The sequence below is a fragment of the Bacillus sp. S71 genome (assembly GCF_016625265.1).
GTDB classification, from domain to species: Bacteria; Bacillota; Bacilli; order Bacillales; family Bacillaceae_G; genus Bacillus_A; species Bacillus_A cereus.
The window spans coordinates 15,230-35,941 of record NZ_JACVUW010000021.1; the positions used below are offsets into that span (position 1 = coordinate 15,230).

Here is a 20,712-nt window from a genome sequence, read left to right on the forward strand (position 1 = left end):
ATTAAAGAATATGTAGTTTATATTCTCTATATAATTTCCTCAATCGACTTATATGTGCTTGATGATACCGATTATGATCTGCTATATGCCAAATTCCCCATCTTATAGTCGTATTTTCCCCTTTTTCATACAAAACTTCCCGCGTTAAATCAGTTTCTGTTAGTTTCATACATTCTTCATAAAACAATTTTTGCACTGCTTCATAATCTTGCATTAACTCTTGCAACGTGTATTTTCTTAAACTCGGTATTTCTCCTACTTCATTCAACATAGGACCATATTTATTTTCAAATGCTGTTGGAACATCTTCTCCCTTGAAACGATACACCCAATGTAAATCGACAACTGCTAAATGCTGAAGTAACTGCCCAATACTATTTTCATTATTTTCAGACCCTTTATAGGATAGTTCGTTCTCTTCAGTACCTTCTACTAACCTTTGCAATCTATTAAACGTATCAGCAACCGTCGCATACAAAATCGCTACTTGAGGGTCCAGATTTCTTTCTAAATGGAGATCTTTCATACAAAACTTCCTCTCTTAAAAGAACAACACCATATGTTCATCATCACTATACACACCATTCATTTTTATAGCCCTTTTTTCAATTCCGTACGTTTTAAATCCCATTGATTCATATAATCGTTTGGCTGGTTCGTTCGTTGACACAACCCCTAAATTCAATTGCTCTAGCTTCATCTCTTTTGCCCTTTCAATTGCTTTACGTATTAAATCACGTGCAAGACCACTTCTTCGATTTTCAGTATCTACATACATTGCAACGATATGCCCTTTATGCTTATATGCGTCCTTTTCTTCTGTTAATAAAGTAACAACCCCAACTAAACGATTTTCATTATTAAAAGCACCAAATGTAAAACTACTGTTGGATGAAAGATTACTAGCAACGCGTTCAAGAGGGTTTTCTTGACGTACTGCTTCTTCATAAGTCGTTACAAATGCTTCTGGATTTACTTGTAGTGCTTGTAAACGTAACTCCCAATATTGTTTTGCATCCGCTTTTGTAAGTAATCGAATCATTTTATCTTCCCCTTTTTAATTGACATAATATTTTTATAGGTTATTATTTTTTGATTCATACTCTTCTTTTAATATACTGTAACGATAGCGATGAATGAACTTTCCCTGTCTCAATCGATCATTTCTCATTAACCCTTCGCATACAAATCCGGCATTTTCATAACTCTTTTTAGCTTGTGTATTATCTTCATCTACACGTAACCAAATTTTCTCCAATTCAAACTGGGAAAAACCTATTTGTAACATGCTCTTTAGAGCTGCCATTCCAAATCCTTTACCCCAATAGTCTTTATTTCCAATCGCAATTCCTAGTTCTGCATTTTTATTTGTTTTATCAAAATTTTTAAGGTCTACCCATCCAATATGTATACCTTTCTCAGTAACGATCGCCCTTTGTTCATAACCATTTTTTCGGCTTATACAAGCTTCAATCCAGATTCTCGTATCTCCACGAGTGAACGGAGGATATTGGTCTGGTACGACTAAATGCTTTGTTACATCTCTATCTAACGACCATTGATAGCGATCTTCTACATGATCTAATGTCAATTCTCTTAATTGAACATATGGTACATTCATTTTTCTCTCCCCTTTTTATTTACCAATAGAAAATCCTTCGAACACTCTTCCACCATACTGTTCTAACGTCATTTCTATAAAATGAATTAATTCATTTTTCTCTCCCGTTTTATAAAAATGATCAAAAGCCGCTACAAATTTGTTTGCATATTGCTCATCATATCTTCTTAGCACTCTAATAAACCATTTTGAACTCCCAAGCCACCTACCATTTACTCTTAATACATATTCATGTACTAAATCCGCTAATAAATTAGCGATAAACAATTCTTCTTCTCTTTTTGTTGCACCAATAAAGTCATCTAAAGTATCCGTAATAAAATATCGCTTCTGCTTAATCGTTTCTTCGGTCCATTTAGCTGGTCCTTTATGTAGTAAATCATTCGCTTCTTTTTTTAATTTCTCAACAATTTCCTTTTCCCCTTTTAATGCAACCCCTTCTGAAACTAATTGTGGTAACGACGGTCTCCCTCGATCACAATCCATTTTGAAAAAGGTTTTATATGTTGTAAAATTATGAACAAACACCTCAACAGGCCATCCATTACTATAGAAAGATTCTCTATAACAAGAAGTTAAACTTTGATCAACTATTACAATATCAAGGTCAGATGTTTTCGTCGCTTCTCCTCGTGCAACGCTTCCACCGAGTAAAGCTACATCACAATTCGGAAATTGTGATGTAATTATGCTTTGTGCTGCTTCAATTGGTTTCATAGCCGTTCCTCTTTTCTTATTTCACTTTCTTTTTTTGAGCTCTTTCTCTCGCTTTTTTTATATAGCTTTCTGCATCTGGTGTTTTACATGATGTTGCACCGTGATCAACCTCTACTTTTCCAATTTCACGTGCAATTTCAATCGCTTGTCGCTCTAAGTCTTCATTACGAATTCCTATTGCGATTAAAGCACTATTCATCGCTTCTTTTTTTCTATTTTTTTCATTATGTATATTTTCTTTAATCTCTTCTAAGTATGGAGAGAAGAAATCATCATGTAACGCTTTATTTTTAATCGATATATTTGCTAATAAAGACCAGCCAGCTCTTCCAATCCATTCATCATTAGACTTTGTCCACTCTTCCATTCTTTCTTTTGCAATTGGCGAAGTACATATAGATGTCATAAAAACATCCATTAAACAGTAATAATCAACATCCTGAACCCAACTATTAAGTTGTTCTGCTGTTATATTCTTTGGGTCTAAAATATAAGTTGCTAATATCATTGCGTCCATATTTTTCGTTTCCCACAATTCAACTGCTAAATCGTGATCTTTTTTTATTTTCTTTTTTAACAATTTTAAATTTGCAAAACTAACTCCGAATAGTGGCTCTTTCGCTCCGTGGTTTTTATACGTTTTACGATTTTGTTCTGTTCCATATTCCTCTAGTTGCTGCATTACTTCCTCAAGTAACATATACCCACCTCTTTACCTTTTATGTTGACTGTATATATGTATGTACGATATATTCTACATTACTTTTCGGTTTTCCTATATTTATTTTTAAAATACGGTATGTGAAATTTCTAAACATTGCACAGCTACACCATTAAAAAACTGTACATGTTAAACATACAGTTTTTTAATGGTATCAATTTTGCGTAGAATAAGATATAAACTACAATAGAACTTTTAATGGTCCTCTCTATCATTTGGTCTATTCCCTATTTTCAACTAAATTTTTTACATCTGACCACTCTTCTATTGATCCTGCGTCCGGAAAAACTGTAACTACATTAAAATTCGCACCTTTTTCTTTCCCAATTTGTTTAGCTGCTAATAAATTCGCTGCCGCAGAAGTTCCTATTTTTATACCAGTATCTTTGTAAAAACGTGCCATTTCATACAGGGTATCTTCATATGAATAAGTCCATTGTTTTTCTATCAAATTTTCTTCCTGTTCTATGAAATGTTGTTTCCTTCCTAAGCCGAACCCACCTGATCCAGCATATTTCTTTAAATCATTTGGTGGTTGTTCCGAACCATAAGGCAATTCAGCAGGCATTACTAAATGTAGTTCAACATTTTTTGTATAATTCTTTATTGCTGTATAGACTCCCATTAGAGTTCCACCAGTACCAGCAGATGCTACCCATGCATGTATTGGTTTTCCAATCATTTGTGCAATAATTTCTCGCCCTGTACCTTCTATATGACTTACTAGATTTGCATTATTATAATGTTGGAATAAAAAGTATAATTCTGGATTTTGTTTACTAATCTCTACTGTTTTCTCAATTACTGCGTAGAACCCTTTACATTTATCAACTAAGATTACGTTAGCACCATAACGATCAAGTTCATTTAATAGAGATTTACCGGTTCCAGAACTTAAAACTAACGTGCATTGAATCCCTAAATAATTACAAATACACCCAATTGACCTCGCTAAGCTTCCACCACTATACTCTAAAATATTTTGTTTTTTGTCCGCTTCTTGTAAATATTTATTAATCATTCCAAGTGCTGCCCTATCCTTAATCGATCCTGTAGGATTGTGCCATTCACATTTAGCATAGATAGAAAGGTCCTTCGTTTCTTCGCATTTTAATTTCATGAGAGGTGTATTTCCAACATGTTTAGAAAACTCTTCAAAATGGTTTACTATCATACTTTTATACCTCCTTCATAAATTATATTTATTACATTTGTTCTCAGCCAAAATACTTTCTACATTTTAATAACTCTCTCAATAAGATCTTCTTATATAAAAATCCCTACAAACACTGTAGGGATTTATGTCTAAATCATTTTGTTACACTCTATTTCATATGAAAATAGTTTCTTTATTCAGATGCATTCATAAGCACAATTCTCCAACCATCTGGATCCTCTATTGTGGTTCCTTTCTCTATCCAATACGGGTTTTCTGGTTCCACCTCATGATAGCCCATATTACTTAATCGATTCACTATCTTTTCAATTTCATCTTTATTAGGCATATAAAAAACTAATAAATTATCTTTTGTCGGTGCCGGACATGGACTTCCATTAACATGTGTAGTAAACTCCAAATGATACTCTTCATCTGGTAAGCCAAACATAACCCCATCATATCCTTCATGATTGTGAAATTCCCCTATACGTTTTAAACCTAATCCTGTTTCATAAAAATTTATCACTTCTTCAAATTTATCTGTTGGTCTTGCAATTCTAAATTGAACCCAATTCTTCATGCAAATCTCCTCCTTTTCATTTTCCAAAGCTTTATAGTAATTAGTATAGGTTACATATATTCCCTTTAACATCCCTCATTAGTGTGAACTTCCTAAGTTGAAAGACCTATTAGTTAATAAACAATAGGACTTTAGTATAAAATTCATATAAAATTAGTTATATAAATGTAGAGATGAATTACAAGCTATTACGTATGAAATAGTTCTCCTTGCAGGGCCTTTATATACCGATCAGCAGATCTTTGTACAGCTTTATTCGCATCTTCCACCACACCATGAAATGCATTATATAGTCGACAAAATTGGATATCTTTTACCTTCTCTGCCATATCTCTAACTTTATTCGCTGGTAATGGAATGAGATTGGGATAACTATACATAAAACTTACCCATTTTCGATCCGAAACTACTTGTATAATATCACCTGATAACAAAATGCCTTTCCCTTCATTACCGTCTTTCCAATGTATAACAGTTCCGCCCTTAAAATGGCCTCCTAAGCGATGCAATGTAAGTTCTTCCGATAATATCAGATGCTCCCCAGACCAAAATTTAATTTGCTTACTCGGACGAACCACCCACTCTTTATCATCTTCATGAATATAAATAGGTACATTGAATGTTTCCGCCCATTTAACTTGTGTAGAGTAATAATGTGGATGAGAAAGTGCTATTGCTTGAATACCACCTAAATCATATATACGTTGTATCGTTTTATCATCTAAATAACTAATGCAATCCCACATAACATTTAGAGTTTTACTTTGTATTAAAAATGCTGTTTGTCCAATCGCAAATTTAGGTTTAGTAGTAATGCTATACAAACCGCTTTCTTCTTTTATTATTTCGTTTTTGTATAAATTGCTATTTTGCATCGTTTCTAATGTTGTCCATGACTGCCCAATTGGATTAACATATTGTCTTTCCTCATTACAAATTTTACAGCGAGAAGGTGCTTCTTCATTTTCGGGATACTGTACTCCACATGTAGTGCAAATATAATTATCCATATTCCCACTCCTTTTTTCATGTAATTGTTTCTTTACCAATATTTTAATAAAAAGCAAAAATATTCGAATCAATAATTGGAATGAAAATGAAATGATACGAAAGTATGATTAGTCTCCTTTCGTTTTAAGACTTTAGCCTAAGTACTATATTTTTCATTTCTTCTTTCTGTGAAAGTTGCATATCGTTTTTAATAGAAATTCCAAGTAAATTAAACTTTTACCCATTAAATAAGTGAATACATCTTTTCAAAATAAATGAACCTATTCATAGATTTCGTCACACCTTTGACATAGTTGCACTAAGCGATACACATTAGAGGTATAGTATATTTAAAGTAACGATAAAAGAATATTCAATAATTTTATCTTCCTTATCGTTACTAGATTCAATTCGTAACAAATAAAGGAGAGGTTTTAATGGAAATCGTTATTATGCTCTATGATGGAATTACTGCATTAGATGCTATTGGTCCATACGAAGTATTTGCTGCAGAAAGCAACAACAACATAAAATTTGTTGCTAAAACGAAGGGATTAATAAAATTAGATTCGAAAATGGGCTATTTACATGCTGATTACAATTTTAATGAAATTACTTCAGCAGATATTCTTATTATTCCCGGATGTCGTCCACCAAACTTTACACAACTTATGAAGGATGAAGAAACTCTTAATTGGATTCTCCAAATACATAAAACGACAAAGTGGACTACAACTGTATGTACGGGCTCCTTAATCTTAGGTGCTACTGGTCTACTAAATGGTGTTAATGCTACTAGTCATTGGAGCTGTTTTAACTTACTTCGTTCTCTCGGAGCTATTCCAACTGAAGAGAGATTCGTGCGCCATGAAAAAATTATAACAGCTGCTGGTGTATCTGCAGGTATTGATATGGCCCTTCAGTTAATAGCTTGGGAATTTGGAGATGAAAAAAGCAAAGCAGTTCAACTCATGTTAGAATACGACCCTCAGCCTCCCTTTGATACAGGTTCTCCTAAAAAAGCGCATGCATCCTTATTAGAAGATTTAAATTTGATGATTGAAAGTTTAAATAATAAAGTTTAAATTCATCCTATTTTTCAAAACTGCAATTGATATAAAATCTTGCATACTTTTGAGTAAACTTTTTTACACTTGTAAAAAAGTTTTTTTGCATTTCCCTACCTATAATTGCTAATATAGTAGAGTAGAACTTTTATAGAGAGAAGGAAAATTATGCACAATGGAATTCGAATGACAACTTTAGTAAAAAGGGCTATGTTAGTTTGTGCGGGGGTATTATTCACATACGAAGCGGCTTTGGGATCAGTACATACTGCTCTAGCTAGTACAGAGGATGAAGCAAAATCTGTTCAACTTGTAAGTGAGATTCAAACATCTCTTGCTCCGAAAGAAGCTCCTAAACATTATAACGGACAAGTTAGAAAAGTCGCTTATTTAACATTTGATGATGGTCCTGGAAAATACACAGCTGAGCTTTTAGATATGTTAAAGAAAGAAAATGCAAAAGCAACATTCTTCCTAATTGGTTCAAACGTAAAAGCTTTCCCTGATCTTGTAAAACGCGAAGATGCTGAAGGCCACTACGTTGGGATGCACAGTATGACTCATAACTACAAGAAACTTTACACAGAAGGTCATTACGTAGATGAAATGAAGGAAGACCAAGGCTTAATCGCTGGTGTTTTAGGTAAATCACCAGTATTAACTCGTCCATCTTACGGCTCTATGCCAGGATTAAACGAAGCTCTTCGCAACAAAGTTGTAGAAAATGGCTTAAAAGTTTGGGATTGGACAATTGATTCTTTAGACTGGAAATACAACAAAATGCAAGTTGATGCTGCATCTGCTAAAATTGTAGAGAACGTGTTACATGGTGCTACAAATCCAACAGAAGTTATCCTTATGCATGATATTCATCCACAATCAGTAAAAGCAGTACCTGGAATTATTAAAGGACTGAAAGAAAAAGGATATGAATTAGAAGCATATAATGAGAACGAACATTTCCCATTAAACTTCTGGCATGATAATCGTATGTAATGAAAAGACTTGATTCCCTTTAGCTGGGAATCAAGTCTTTTTGTCGTTTTGGGAATTACTCTTCGTATATTCGACTCAAATTCCCCCTTCTCTAATATCAATAAAAATTCAAAATCACATGTTATACTAAAATTTAGTTTAAATAAGTAGGTGCCATATGATCGTATATACAGTACAAACTGAAGAAGCTTGGAAACAATTTAAGAAACTTGGTTATTTAGAAGGTAATAAAGAATTCATCGATCCAGACGATTTATATTCATATGACTGGATGGTGCGCGTTGCTAAAACAAGATTGCCTCATTACGAAGGTAACTATCCTATTTGGGTCTGGGAAGCAAATAATTACCCAAATCGAAATCATAAAGCTTGGGGTAGAACAAATTCAAAAATGGTAATTTTAACACTAGATGTACCGAAAGAATGGGTACTATGGAGCTATTTTGACTATTGGTGCTGTGCTATGACTGATGGATCAATATATTTACATACAAAAAATAAGTGTACTTTAGATGAATGGTATACATATATGGATAAAAAATACGAGATAATATTTGATTTCGATTATTTATTATCTCATCCTGATTGGTGTCTAGATAAAGAGGATTCGTTAGAAAAACAAGGTGTTATCGGCAACATTCCCCTTTCCTTCGTAAAAAAAGTAAGGCGTTTTCGCGCTAAGGAAGATACATCTATTAATGAAATCAGAAGTGATAACTGGAATAGTAGAAAAGAAAACCGTATTAAAAAGATGAATCGAAAATTAAGAAAAAGAATCGAAAAACAAAAAAGATTGCAAAAGCGACTTATACGAAATTAAAACAGATTTATCAAAATATAGTAAGAAATTATGGATTGAATATAAAATTTCAACCCTTTTTATATTATCAACACTTTAGCACATATTAACCATAAGGAGTGATATGTATATGGAGTTTCTCTCATCTGAATATTTGTCTGCCTTGCTTGCCATCATTGTAATCGATTTAGTGTTAGCCGGAGATAATGCCATCGTAATTGGATTAGCAGCAAGAAGATTACCGAAAGACCAACAAAAAAAAGTTATTATATGGGGTACTGTCGGGGCAATCGCTATTAGAGCCCTCGCTACCTTAGTTGTCGTTTGGTTATTAAAAATACCTGGTTTACTCCTAATTGGCGGTATACTTCTTATATGGATCGCTTACAAGTTGATTGCTGAGGGCAAAAATCATGATATTAAAGCCGAAGAAGGATTTTGGTCTGCTATTAAAACCATTATTATCGCTGATGCGTTAATGGGCATTGATAATGTACTCGCTGTTGCAGGAGCTGCCCATGGTAACTTTTCTTTAGTAATCATTGGTCTATTAGTTTCTATTCCTGTAGTCGTATGGGGCAGTACATTGATTTTAAAATGGGTGGATCGTTTTCCTGTCATCATTACGATTGGAGCAGCGGTTTTAGCTTATACTGCTGCAAAAATGATTGTAGATGAGAAATGGTTTGCTGGATTTTTTGAAAGTAACCCTTTCATTAAATGGACATTTATCATTATTATCATCGTCGGTGTAGTTTTCTTCGGAAAAGCAAAACAAAAAGCAACAGCTAGTTCTGTCTAATAATGATGGTATATTTACAAATAAAAAGCGCTATTCATATGAATAGCGCTTTTTATTATTTAGCTTCCCCTTCCGGAGTCGTTTTTACCTTCGTTTTGTTTTTATCACGATTGTTATAGTTATACTTCGAACGATCTACTGGAGTGAATCCTTCCGGTGTGTAGAATCGTAATAAGTCACCATTTACGACTTGGTCAGAGTATTTTAGTGAGTTTTGAACCATTTGTTCATTTTTCTTTATTTCATCTGTAAATTCTACAGGTTTTCCAGTTGTTGTATCATAGTATTTGCCGTTTAGTGCAGTAACAGTTGGGCTTACGTAGTTACCGTTACGGAACGCAACGACTTGTTTATGCTCTGGTGATAATAAATCTGAACCGAATTGAACATAGTTTTTCGTATCTGTACCTAGTAAGTGTAATAACGTAGGAAGAACGTCAATTTCACCGCCATATTGATGTTGTACGCCACCTTTCACTCCTGGTACACGAACGATTAAAGGTACACGTTGTAACTGTGCATTTTCAAATGAGTTCATTTCTTTACCCATTACTTTTGACATTGCTGCGTTATGATTATCTGAAATACCGTAATGGTCTCCGTACATAACGATAATTGAGTTATCATATAAACCAGATTGTTTCAAGTAATCGATGAAGCCTTTTACAGATTCATCTAAATAGCGTGCTGTTTGGAAGTACGTATCTACTGATGAATCACCTGTTGTTGCTGGTTCAATCGTTGCTTCTGCCTTATCAATTGGATAAGGGAAATGGTTCGATAACGTAATAAACTTCGTATAGAAAGGTTGTTTCAATGTTTGTAATAACGGAATAGATTCATTAAAGAACGGTTTATCTTTTAATCCGTAGTTTACTACGTCTTTTTCATTCATATCGTAGTATGACGCATCAAAGAATTTATTAAAACCAAATGATTTATAAATATCGTCACGGTTCCAGAATGTTTTGTAGTTACCGTGGAATACTGCTGATGTGTATCCTTGTTGTCCTAAAATAGCTGGTGCTGATTGATACGTATTATGAGATTTCGTTGTAAAGACAGAACCTTGCGGTAAACCAAACATTGAATTCTCTAACATAAACTCCGCATCAGATGTTTTCCCTTGTCCTGTCTGATGGAAGAAGTTATCAAAGTATAGTGTATTCGCATCTTTTGTAAATGAGTTTAAGAACGGTGTAACTTCTTGACCATTTAATTTGTAATCAATTAAGAAGTTTTGGAATGACTCTAAATGAATATAAATTACGTTCATTCCCTTTCCTTTACCGAAATACTCAGGATTTGGACTTGCATAAGTTGATGTTAAATAATTTCGTACTTCTGTCATATTATCGCCATCAGCTAATGCTCGTTCTGTCGATGCTTTCGCACTTTGAATTCCATCATAAATTGTGTAGTTGTATGCCCCTAAATATTTCACAATATAATTACGGTCAAACGTTCTTGTTAATAATTCAGGACGGTCAGACTCTGCAAGACCTAAGTTAACACTGAATAATAAAATACCTGCTACAAATACTAGAGATAATTTATGCTTCGCAACACGAATTGGTTTTGGATTTGCAAATTTTGTTGCGACTAACACAATTAATATAATCGTGTCTAAAAAGTATAGTGGATCATAAAGATGTAGCAACGCAAGAATACTACCACCTAAATCTCCAAAGTTATTCGTTTGTGTTAATGTCGGGAACGTAATAAAGTCACTGAAAAAGCGATAGTATACTACGTTTGCGTATAAAAGAATCGACAATAACAAGTTGATAACGATTAACCAAATATAAGATCGTTTCCCTTTTGCAAATAATGCAAGTCCTAAAAATAGAACTGCTGAACTAAGCGGGTTGAAAAACAGCAAGAATTTTTGGATTGTGTTTGAAATTCCTAAATTAAATTCCGTTACATACGCGGCATATGTTTTGAGCCAAAATAAAATAACGGCAAACAGAAAGAATCCAAAATGATTGCTTAACACACTTTTGCTCTTTAATAAGAACTGTTTCATTTCTCCACCTCTTTTAATCATCCAAGGCTTATTTTTTATAAGTCTGTCTCTCTATTCAAATTTTCTTCTTCAAATAGATTATCTTTATTTAACTATATGAAGAATATTAGTAATTATAATTTGAAGCTAGTATTTATTCAACTATTTCTTTTTAAACATTTTGACCTTGGTTTCTATTTAACAAAATAAATTTGTAACATTTCCTGTTTTCTCCCAAGATTCATCCACTAATTATGACATCCCATACTATATACCTTTATAAACTCATTCGCAAACTATTCTATCTCCAATTTTGGTACATATTTCACATGACAAAATAATGTTATTTAATTATATCGCTCATCTTACATTTCCCTACTTCAACTAAATCTTAAATTCATTACATCTCTTCCATACATGAAAAACCCTCATGTTCACTAATGTTATATTTGAATAATTATTCATTTACCCTACCAGTGGTGTTATGTTTTCTCGACAAAAAAACTCGCTCTAAAAAGAGCGAGTTTTTTCATGATATATTATTGACCTTTGTACATTGCATCTACTTGTTTTTGAAGTTCTTCATTTTCTAAGTACTCATCGTAAGTTGCCTCTTTATCGATTACACCGTTTGGTGTTACTTCGATAATGCGGTTTGCAATTGTTTGTACGAACTGATGGTCATGAGATGTGAATAACATTGTACCTTTGAAAGCAATTAAACCGTTGTTTAATGCAGTGATAGACTCAAGGTCTAAGTGGTTCGTTGGATCGTCAAGTGTGATTACGTTCGCACCACTTAACATCATTTTAGATAACATACAACGAACTTTTTCGCCTCCAGATAATACAGAAACGTTCTTCTTAACTTCTTCACCTGAGAATAACATACGGCCTAAGAAACCACGTAAGAAGCTTTCTGACTCATCTTGTGGAGAGAATTGGCGTAACCAATCAACTAAGTTATAGTCACTGTTCTCAAAGTACTTAGAGTTATCTCTTGGGAAGTAAGATTGAGATGTTGTAACACCCCATTTGAATGAACCGCTATCTGGCTCCATTTCACCCATAAGGATTTTAAATAATGTTGTCATCGCGATATCGTTACGACCGATAAATGCAACTTTATCACCTTTATTTAAAGTGAAGTACACATTATCTAACACTTTTTCGCCATCAATTGTTTTAGAAAGGCCTTCAACAGTTAATAAGTCATTTCCTATTTCACGCTCAGGTGTGAAGCCAACGAATGGGTAACGACGTGATGATGGTCTAATATCATCTAATGTAATTTTATCTAATAATTTTTTACGAGAAGTTGCTTGTTTCGCTTTAGATGCGTTTGAGCTAAAGCGTGCAATGAAGTTTTGTAACTCTTTTACTTTCTCTTCTTTTTTCTTATTAGCATCTTGTGTTAATTTTAAAGCTAATTGGCTTGACTCATACCAGAAGTCATAGTTACCAACATAAAGTTGAATTTTACCGAAATCAAGATCAGCCATGTGCGTACATACTTTGTTTAAGAAGTGACGGTCATGGGATACAACGATTACTGTATTTTCAAAGTTCATTAAGAAGTTTTCTAACCATTGAATCGCTTTTAAGTCCAAGTGGTTGGTAGGCTCATCTAGTAATAGAATATCAGGTTTACCGAATAATGCTTGAGCAAGTAATACTTTTACTTTCTCTGCACCAGTCAATTCTGATAATTTTTTGTCATGAAGATCTTCACCAATACCAAGACCTTTTAGAAGGATTGCAGCTTCTGACTCAGCTTCCCAACCGTTAAGCTCAGCGAACTCACCTTCAAGTTCTGCAGCACGCATTCCATCTTCATCACTAAAGTCTTCTTTCATGTAAATAGCATTTTTCTCTTGCATTACTTTGTAAAGTTGCGTGTGACCCATAATTACTGTTTCTAATACTGGGAACTCTTCATATTCGAAGTGGTTCTGTTTTAATACTGCTAGACGCTCACCTGGCGTAATATGTATATCACCTGTTGATGGTTCAATTTCTCCAGATAAAATCTTTAGAAATGTTGATTTACCAGCACCGTTTGCTCCGATTAAACCGTAGCAGTTACCTGGCGTGAATTTTATGTTAACATCTTCAAATAATTTGCGATCCGCGAAACGCAAACTAACGTTACTTACTGTAATCATTTGTGTCCTCCTACTAATACCGCTTATTTCAGCGTTTTCTCACCGATTGTCTTAAAAAATCGCATATTACGACTCAATTATTGTAGACTATAGCTATTATATAGTAGAAGCTGGATGAATAGCAACGGTTGATTACCTTTCTATAATGAAATCGGATAGTTTTTATCCATTCCCCTAGCTATTGTATGTATATCATTGACCTCTTTCTCATATAACCATTCACTTCTCATTCTGTAATACATTGGATTCATTTTTCATTCAAAATTTTATATATAGAAAAACTGTAGAGAAATCATCCCCTACAGTCTTCACTTATTTCGTATTTATTATCTTTTCTTTATAACTCTTCAATTTACTCGTTAACCCCATTAAAGCAGGTAACAATATCGGCATCACGATTAAAGCTAATAGTAATAGTGCAACGCCAACAACTGATGCTACTTGTATAAGTGTTAATACACCTGAAGGGATTAATGCTGCAAATGTCCCTACTAAAATTAGCGCCGCTGATAATACAACTCCTCCTATATGACGAGATGCAGTTATAATTTTCGTTACCGAATCCCCTTCTACCTCGTTATAGCGCATCATTACGAAAATACTATAATCCACTCCTAAAGCGACAATCATAATGAAGCTAAAGAATGGAACATTCCAGCTTAATGACTCTACATGTAATACATGTGCACTAATTTGTTCGCTTATACCAAGCGATGCAAAGTACGCTAATAGTAATGAGCCAATAATAAATATTGTATTTAATAATGAACGTGTAATTACAAGTAATACAATCGCAATTCCAATTAACATAATCGTAGCTGTACGTAAGAAATCTTGCCCCGTTACTTCTTTTAAATCAACGTTTCTAGCTGTTGTTCCGCCAATTGCTGTTTTCGCATCCTTTAATTCCGTTCCCTTTACAGTGCCCTCGATTGTTTTATTGATTTCTTGAATAATCGGCATTGCTTCTTTTGAATACGGATTTACATCTAAAATGATGGTCATTTTAGCAATCTTTCTATCTTGTGACATGTACGTGTTCAATGCTTTTTGGAAATCGTCTCCCTCTAACACTTCTTTTGGAATATAAAACTTCTCAGAGCTTTTCGATTCATTGAGCTCCCCTAAATATTTCTGCGCGTCATGCAGGCCATTGCTTACTTTTCCAAGCCCTTCTGTACTTTTAGATAAACCAGATTGTAATTGCCACATCTTTTCCTGCAGGTCTTTAAGGCCCGTTAAAAGTTGCCCTTGCCCATCGTTTATTTTCGTTAATCCAGATTGTAACTCAGCTGATTTATTCGCAATTTGTTTTGAACCTGCAGAACCTTCATTTAATCCATTTTTAAGATCCGCTGCTCCCTTTTGTAACTTATTAATTCCATTGTTCATTTCTTTTAAGCCGTTATCCACTTTCAGTAACGATTGATTCGCTTCTTTAAATGAACTCATCGCTGCTTTATGCTGCGTTGCTAATTGATTTAATTCTTTTGAAAGTACATTTAATTGTTTTTGAGCTTCTTTAGCAATCCCTATCGTTTGTTGTATGTTTGAATCATTCGCTAGTTCTGGTTTCGTTTGAACGAAATTGGTCATTAACATTTCAATTTGTTCATATCCCTTTTTCGCACCATCAATTGCTTGAGAAATGCTTCCGAAGTACTGATCGTAAGAGCTTAAACCTTTTTCTAACTGTGCATAGCCAGCATGCAGCTGCGACGTTGCATTAGATAGAACATTTATATTTTCGTTTACTGAAGCTAAGCCACTCTCAATTTGCTGTGCCCCTTGTGCACCGTCGTTTATGCCATTTGATAATTGATGTAAAGCTGTTCCTAATGCTGATACCCCGTTTTTCGCCTCGTTCGTTCCATCAATTAATTTTTGAACATTCGCAAGACTATTTGAATCATTACTTCCCATTTTATTTTTCGCATCCGTTAATCCATCATTAATTTCCTTTATGCCACCATCGGCATCTCCTAATCCTGTATTCAATTCTCCCGCTTGCTTATTTAAATATAATTCTTTTATCTTCTCACCAGTTGGACGTGTTGGTGCATATACTTCTGATACACCTTTAACTTTCAAAATTTTATCAGTTAATTCGTCTAAAATTTGTAGAGAAGTTCCTTCATCCAGCTTTTTATCAGATTGAATGACTAATGTACTCGGTGAAGAGAAACCAGGCGGAAAATGATCCTCTATTACGTTAATACCCATCTTTGATTCATACTTATTATCTACTTCAAATAAATCATTGTAATTTAGTGTATTAGAGTATTTTAATATGAAAGGAATCGATATTACAAATACGATGATTAAAGCGACAAATGGCCTTACTACTGAGTTTTTCGCAAAGAATCCCCATAAGCGACTATCCTCATGACCTTTAAATGTTTTAACTGGATAAAACATTCCTTTTCCTAAAAGCACCATGAAAAATGGATTTAAAGTCGTTAATACGAGTAGTAATACTAAAACACCAATTGCTACCGCTGAAGTAGATTGATATAATTTAAAATTCGCTAACGCAAGTGATGCAAAACCAATTAGCACCGCTATACCGCTATATAATACGGTTTTACCTGCCGATTTAAATGTTTCTTTCGTGGCCCAAAATGCATTTTCTTGTTTACTTAATTCTTCTTTAAACCTCGTATATAATAAAATGTTATAATCTGTTCCTACTCCAAAGAGGACGACGACTACGAACACTTGTGTAAAGTTTGAAAATGGGAAATTAAATTGATCTACAAGCTGAGCAATAATCCCCATTGAAACTAAATACGACACACCGACTGTAAGAAGAGAAACAATCGGAACAACTGGTGAACGAAATACGAGGATTAATACTACAAGAATGAAAATGATTGAAATAACTTCTGTCTTTTTCACTCCCTCTTGAGAGGATTTAAGAAAATCACCCGCTATTAAGTCACTTCCTGTTAAATACGTTTTTACTCCTTTCGTTTGCACCTTTTCATGCAGATTATTTGAAACTCTTGATATTTCACCATGTTTTTTATCTATCGATATTTGCGTTAAAATAGTCGTATTATCTTTAGAAACTAATTGTTTCTCCAAGTCTTTATTATCTAAATGCGAAACAACTTCCTTAATTCCTAATTGCTCTTTTTCATTTTGCAGGGCGTTGATCGTTTTTGTTATTTCCTTCTTTTGTTCATCTGTTAAAGCTGCCTTATTGCCACTATTAAAAACGGCTATAATTTCATACTTTTCAACCCCTTCTTTATCCATCTCTTTAATCATCTTGTCAGCAATGCTGCTTTGTTCTGTATTAGGGATTGTAATTTTCCCTTTTTCCTTCACTAATTTATCCATATTAGGCATCGTTACAACCATTGTAATAGTAATAACTATCCATAATAGAAAAGATAAACTTCTCCAACTTTTTAACTTGCTCATTTGAATCATCTCCCATTATAAAATCCACATGTGGAATGAATATTCATTCCTAATCTTTTGGAAACACTTCCCGGAATGAACGTTCATTCCTATCATTCTATTAATTTATTAATTAACTTTATTAAACTAGGTGAATCGGAATGAATATTCATTCCTTTAGTTATAAAGAGTTATCATCTCCTGTTATTCTTTTTCATACCTCTCTCGGAATGAATGTTCATTCCTGTCCTTATAATGCTATAGAATCAAATGATTCTAATAGCATTCCAACAACTTTCTTCCAATTCCTTTACTAATTCATCTGTATATTCTAACTGCCCTGTTTCCATTACTTTAATTAATTTTTCAATTGGTTGATATACAATAATAATTAAAGCAATTGGTGGTAATGGACGAAGCAAACCTTTTTCGATTCCATCTTCAATCAAGTTCATGAAGAAACCCATGAAGTCCTCGAATATTTCATTGCTATGTTCATCTAGAAAATAACTATCACAGTGAGAATTTGTAAAAAGAAAAGCATCTGCATTTTGTCTCGCAAATTCAAATAAACGGTTGTATGTATGGCTAAACTGTTCACGAATATTTGCACCGACCGGGAAATCATTTTTTATTAATTCCGATAGTTGTAAAACACTTTTCGTAAATAAAGAATTAACAAGCGCTTCTTTATTTTCAAAATAACGGTAGATCGTACCTGCGCCTACTTTTGCTTTTTCAGCAATCATCGGAATTGTTGTACCATCATAACCTCGTTCTGCAAAAAGTTGTATTGCAGCATCAAAAATATCCTCTTGTTTGTTTTTAGCCATTTTTCCACCTCAATTTCCAGGAATGAAAATTCATTCCGTTTTTAATTATAAATTACATGAATTAAAAGTCAAGTGCGTGACAAAGTATAACTGTGATTTTTTATCCTCTATTTGTGAATGAAATTATATGAGTGACTTTCTGGATATATTGGCGCAACTTAAAATTATATCAGCGATTCTCATGATATATTGACTTACCGACAAAAATTCACAATATAAGAGGAAGCTATCCCGAAATTTCACTTAGGATAGCCCACCTTCATACATACAAATTAAAAGAAATCATAAATAAATGGCTTACGCACTGGTACTAGATTCTCAATTGACCGTATTGCCTCGTCACTTCCACTAATTAATTCAAGTTCATTTAGTTCTAATGGGCGTTTATAACCAAACATTATTGCCGATAGTGCATTTATATCCAGTTTTATTCCTTTTTCCGTTGTTTCTTCTACAATTGTTATTTCATGATTTGCAAGTCTCACTGTTACGTTATTCCACGGAGCAAATGCGTCTGTAATGTGTAGGATCACTTCTTGCTGTACATTGTTCCAATTCAACTCATATTGTTTTAAGAATTGCTCTACATCTACAATTCTTCCCATAAAATATGGTTTTATTTCTGTCTTCACGCGTGGCTCTTGCAATGAATATAACAACGGTTCGTTTTCACTTACTGTCATTTCAAGTTCTTTAATCATAGAATCATGCTGGCAAATAAAGTTCCACAGACCATTTCGTGCTTCATTATGTAGTGGTACAAATTCTTCTACTGTCATTTTATAGTTTTCTATTTTGTATAACATGTAACCTGCTGCCTTTTTATTTTCATCATAGTAAATCGCTAATGTTAAATCATCATAAACCGCTTGTAACCACCAGTTCTTCTCTCGAACTAGCATACCTGAAAAACGTTCTGCAAATACTTCATAGAGCTTTTCGACCTCTTCTGGATGATTTTCTTTATTAAAACGTTTCACAGTGCCATTTACTTGTTTTTCCATCACTAAATCGCTCTTAGTCATATGACATGTGACTAAATTCGCACAAAGTTCCCAGCCGTATTTACGGTAAAATGAAACCGCAAATGGATGTAACATAGAGACTGTATAGCCATCTTTTTTCATCGTTTGAAGTGAATCTTGAAGTAGCTCTTTTACATACCCACTTCTTCTATACTCAGGATACGTCGCTACCCCTGCAACGCCACCCATTTTAAATTTTTCTTTACCTATGTAAATATGAAACGGAATAAGATGTAGTTTTGCTGCTAAGTCTTCCCCTTCCATAATGCCGTATATTTCATGACTTTCCTTCATCTTTGTAAGTTGCTGCTGTAATCGTTCCTCATCTACTTTATATTGAAAAGCGTATTCTGATAAACGTAATGCTTCTCTGAACTTATCTTCTTTTAATTGTATGACATTCATATAATTCTCCTCCATTCCCTGTTTGAATTGTATCACAATTCTTTCTATTATAGTTCGGTAAGTGAAATTAGAAAGACGTTTTAACAAAAAAAGCAGATACATCACGTATCTGCTTTCCATCCTTATTATTTAGCTAACTTTTGAAGTTCATCAAAGAATGTAGGATATGATACACCTACTGCTTCTGCATCTTCAATAATTGTTTTTCCTTCTGCCAGACAGCCAGCAATCGCAAGCATCATTCCGATGCGATGATCACCATAACTATTTACTGTATTGCCTTTTAGAGCTGATTTTCCGTAAATGATCATGCCGTCATCAGTTGCTTCTATGCGAGCTCCTAGTTTCGTTAACTCAGCAACGACTGTATCAATACGATTTGTTTCTTTTACTTTTAATTCGTGTGCATCTTTAATTACTGTAATTCCTTCCGCTTGCGTTGCCGCTAAAGCGATTACAGGAATCTCATCGATTAATCTAGGGATAATATCTCCGCCAATTTCAATTCCTTTTAATGAAGATGTTTCAATTGTAATATTTGCAGCTGGTTCTGATGCCCCTTCGTTAATTATATCTACAGTGAACGTAGCACCCATTTTCTCTAAAACATCAATAATACCTGTACGAGTTGGATTCATTCCTACATTTTGTAATACTAGTTTACTATTTGGGATGATTGCACCTGCTACTAAGAAAAATGCTGCTGATGATACGTCACCTGGCACTTGAATGTCTGTTGCTGTTAATTTTTGTCCACCTGACAGCTTCACTGTTTTCCCTTCGCGAGTTACTTTAACACCAAATGCTTCAAGCATTCTTTCCGTATGGTCGCGTGAAATATGTGGTTCTGTAACAGCTGTTACACCTTCTGCACGAAGACCTGCAAGTAAAATAGCTGACTTTACTTGTGCACTTGCAACAGGAGAAATATATTCAATTGCTTTTAAATCTCCGCCACGTATTGTTAGCGGTGTAAATGTTCCTTCTTCTCTGCCGTCAATGTTTGCACCCATTTGTTTTAATGGGTTTGTTACACGCTTCATCGGTCTTTTTGCGATAGACTCATCACCTTGTACGCAAGAGAAAAATGGTGTGTTAGCTAATATACCTGACATTAATCGAATTGTTGTACCAGAATTACCAACATCTAATACAACTTTCGGTTCTTGTAAACCTTCTAATCCTTTACCAACTACAGTAACTTCATCACCGTTTTGCGTAATTTCTACTCCCATTTCTTTAAAACATGAAATAGTACTTAAACAGTCTGCACCGGGCAAGAAACCTTTAATTGTTGTTTTCCCTTCTGCAATCGAACCGAACATAACAGCACGGTGTGAAATGGATTTATCACCTGGGATTGTAATATTGCCATTCAATCCGTTATTAACAGGTTGTATTGTTCTTTCTTTCACG

At 34.0% G+C, this 20,712-nt stretch carries 18 protein-coding genes; 4 read left to right on the forward strand and 14 right to left on the reverse strand.

Annotation, left to right across the window (positions count from 1 at the left end):
- Position 1 precedes the first annotated feature (1 nt).
- The 8 genes from IBT51_RS25610 to IBT51_RS25645 all read right to left on the reverse strand — a co-directional run bounded on the left by IBT51_RS25610 (position 2) and on the right by IBT51_RS25645 (position 5,808).
- Positions 2–526 carry a DinB family protein gene (locus IBT51_RS25610; RefSeq protein ID WP_088024648.1) on the reverse strand — a complete coding sequence of 175 codons (525 nt, stop codon included), beginning with the start codon at positions 524–526 and terminating at the stop codon, positions 2–4.
- 15 nt (positions 527–541) lie between these two features.
- Positions 542–1,042 (reverse strand): GNAT family N-acetyltransferase, encoded by a 501-nt coding sequence (locus tag IBT51_RS25615; protein WP_000620322.1) that lies wholly within the window; start codon positions 1,040–1,042, stop codon positions 542–544.
- A 33-nt stretch (positions 1,043–1,075) separates the two neighbouring features.
- The gene (locus IBT51_RS25620) at positions 1,076–1,621 is read right to left on the reverse strand and encodes a GNAT family N-acetyltransferase (protein ID WP_200458243.1); all 546 of its coding nucleotides are present in this window, start codon (positions 1,619–1,621) and stop codon (positions 1,076–1,078) included.
- Between the two features lie 15 nt (positions 1,622–1,636).
- Complete coding sequence (locus IBT51_RS25625) at positions 1,637–2,338, reverse strand: nucleotidyltransferase domain-containing protein (protein WP_000802433.1); 702 nt, start codon at positions 2,336–2,338, stop codon at positions 1,637–1,639.
- Positions 2,339–2,354: 16 nt separating this feature from the next.
- Entirely contained in the window at positions 2,355–3,038 is a 684-nt protein-coding gene (locus tag IBT51_RS25630) for a DNA alkylation repair protein (RefSeq protein WP_200458242.1), read from the reverse strand.
- Positions 3,039–3,279: 241 nt separating this feature from the next.
- Positions 3,280–4,233, reverse strand: a complete 954-nt coding sequence (locus IBT51_RS25635; protein ID WP_078401530.1) for a PLP-dependent cysteine synthase family protein — start codon at positions 4,231–4,233, stop codon at positions 3,280–3,282.
- 175 nt (positions 4,234–4,408) lie between these two features.
- The gene (locus IBT51_RS25640) at positions 4,409–4,798 is read right to left on the reverse strand and encodes a VOC family protein (RefSeq protein ID WP_000800663.1); all 390 of its coding nucleotides are present in this window, start codon (positions 4,796–4,798) and stop codon (positions 4,409–4,411) included.
- A 188-nt stretch (positions 4,799–4,986) separates the two neighbouring features.
- Positions 4,987–5,808 carry an MBL fold metallo-hydrolase gene (locus tag IBT51_RS25645; protein ID WP_069355807.1) on the reverse strand — a complete coding sequence of 274 codons (822 nt, stop codon included), beginning with the start codon at positions 5,806–5,808 and terminating at the stop codon, positions 4,987–4,989.
- Positions 5,809–6,225: 417 nt separating this feature from the next.
- Here IBT51_RS25645 and IBT51_RS25650 point away from each other — a divergent pair, with 417 nt between their 5' ends.
- The 4 genes from IBT51_RS25650 (at position 6,226) to IBT51_RS25665 (ending at position 9,452) form a co-directional block, all read left to right on the forward strand.
- Entirely contained in the window at positions 6,226–6,873 is a 648-nt protein-coding gene (locus IBT51_RS25650; RefSeq protein WP_000407025.1) for a DJ-1/PfpI family protein, read from the forward strand.
- Between the two features lie 150 nt (positions 6,874–7,023).
- A complete protein-coding gene (locus IBT51_RS25655) occupies positions 7,024–7,851 on the forward strand; it encodes a peptidoglycan-N-acetylglucosamine deacetylase (RefSeq protein WP_000551449.1) in 828 nt (275 codons plus the stop codon).
- Positions 7,852–8,008: 157 nt separating this feature from the next.
- On the forward strand, positions 8,009–8,671 hold the full coding sequence (locus tag IBT51_RS25660) for a DUF3841 domain-containing protein (RefSeq protein ID WP_109737099.1): 663 nt from the start codon (positions 8,009–8,011) through the stop codon (positions 8,669–8,671).
- Between the two features lie 109 nt (positions 8,672–8,780).
- A complete protein-coding gene (locus IBT51_RS25665) occupies positions 8,781–9,452 on the forward strand; it encodes a TerC family protein (RefSeq protein ID WP_053564170.1) in 672 nt (223 codons plus the stop codon).
- Positions 9,453–9,507: 55 nt separating this feature from the next.
- Here IBT51_RS25665 and ltaS read toward each other — a convergent pair whose 3' ends face one another.
- The 6 genes from ltaS to aroA all read right to left on the reverse strand — a co-directional run bounded on the left by ltaS (position 9,508) and on the right by aroA (position 20,711).
- Positions 9,508–11,481 (reverse strand): lipoteichoic acid synthase, encoded by a 1,974-nt coding sequence (gene ltaS / locus IBT51_RS25670; protein WP_000808748.1) that lies wholly within the window; start codon positions 11,479–11,481, stop codon positions 9,508–9,510.
- 518 nt (positions 11,482–11,999) lie between these two features.
- Positions 12,000–13,625 (reverse strand): ABC-F family ATP-binding cassette domain-containing protein, encoded by a 1,626-nt coding sequence (locus IBT51_RS25675; protein ID WP_000633860.1) that lies wholly within the window; start codon positions 13,623–13,625, stop codon positions 12,000–12,002.
- Between the two features lie 312 nt (positions 13,626–13,937).
- Entirely contained in the window at positions 13,938–17,054 is a 3,117-nt protein-coding gene (locus IBT51_RS25680; RefSeq protein ID WP_200458241.1) for an MMPL family transporter, read from the reverse strand.
- A 245-nt stretch (positions 17,055–17,299) separates the two neighbouring features.
- Positions 17,300–17,866 carry a TetR/AcrR family transcriptional regulator gene (locus tag IBT51_RS25685; protein ID WP_001107291.1) on the reverse strand — a complete coding sequence of 189 codons (567 nt, stop codon included), beginning with the start codon at positions 17,864–17,866 and terminating at the stop codon, positions 17,300–17,302.
- Between the two features lie 272 nt (positions 17,867–18,138).
- Complete coding sequence (locus IBT51_RS25690) at positions 18,139–19,296, reverse strand: GNAT family N-acetyltransferase (protein ID WP_200458240.1); 1,158 nt, start codon at positions 19,294–19,296, stop codon at positions 18,139–18,141.
- 125 nt (positions 19,297–19,421) lie between these two features.
- A complete protein-coding gene (gene aroA / locus IBT51_RS25695) occupies positions 19,422–20,711 on the reverse strand; it encodes a 3-phosphoshikimate 1-carboxyvinyltransferase (protein WP_088022194.1) in 1,290 nt (429 codons plus the stop codon).
- Position 20,712 lies beyond the last annotated feature (1 nt).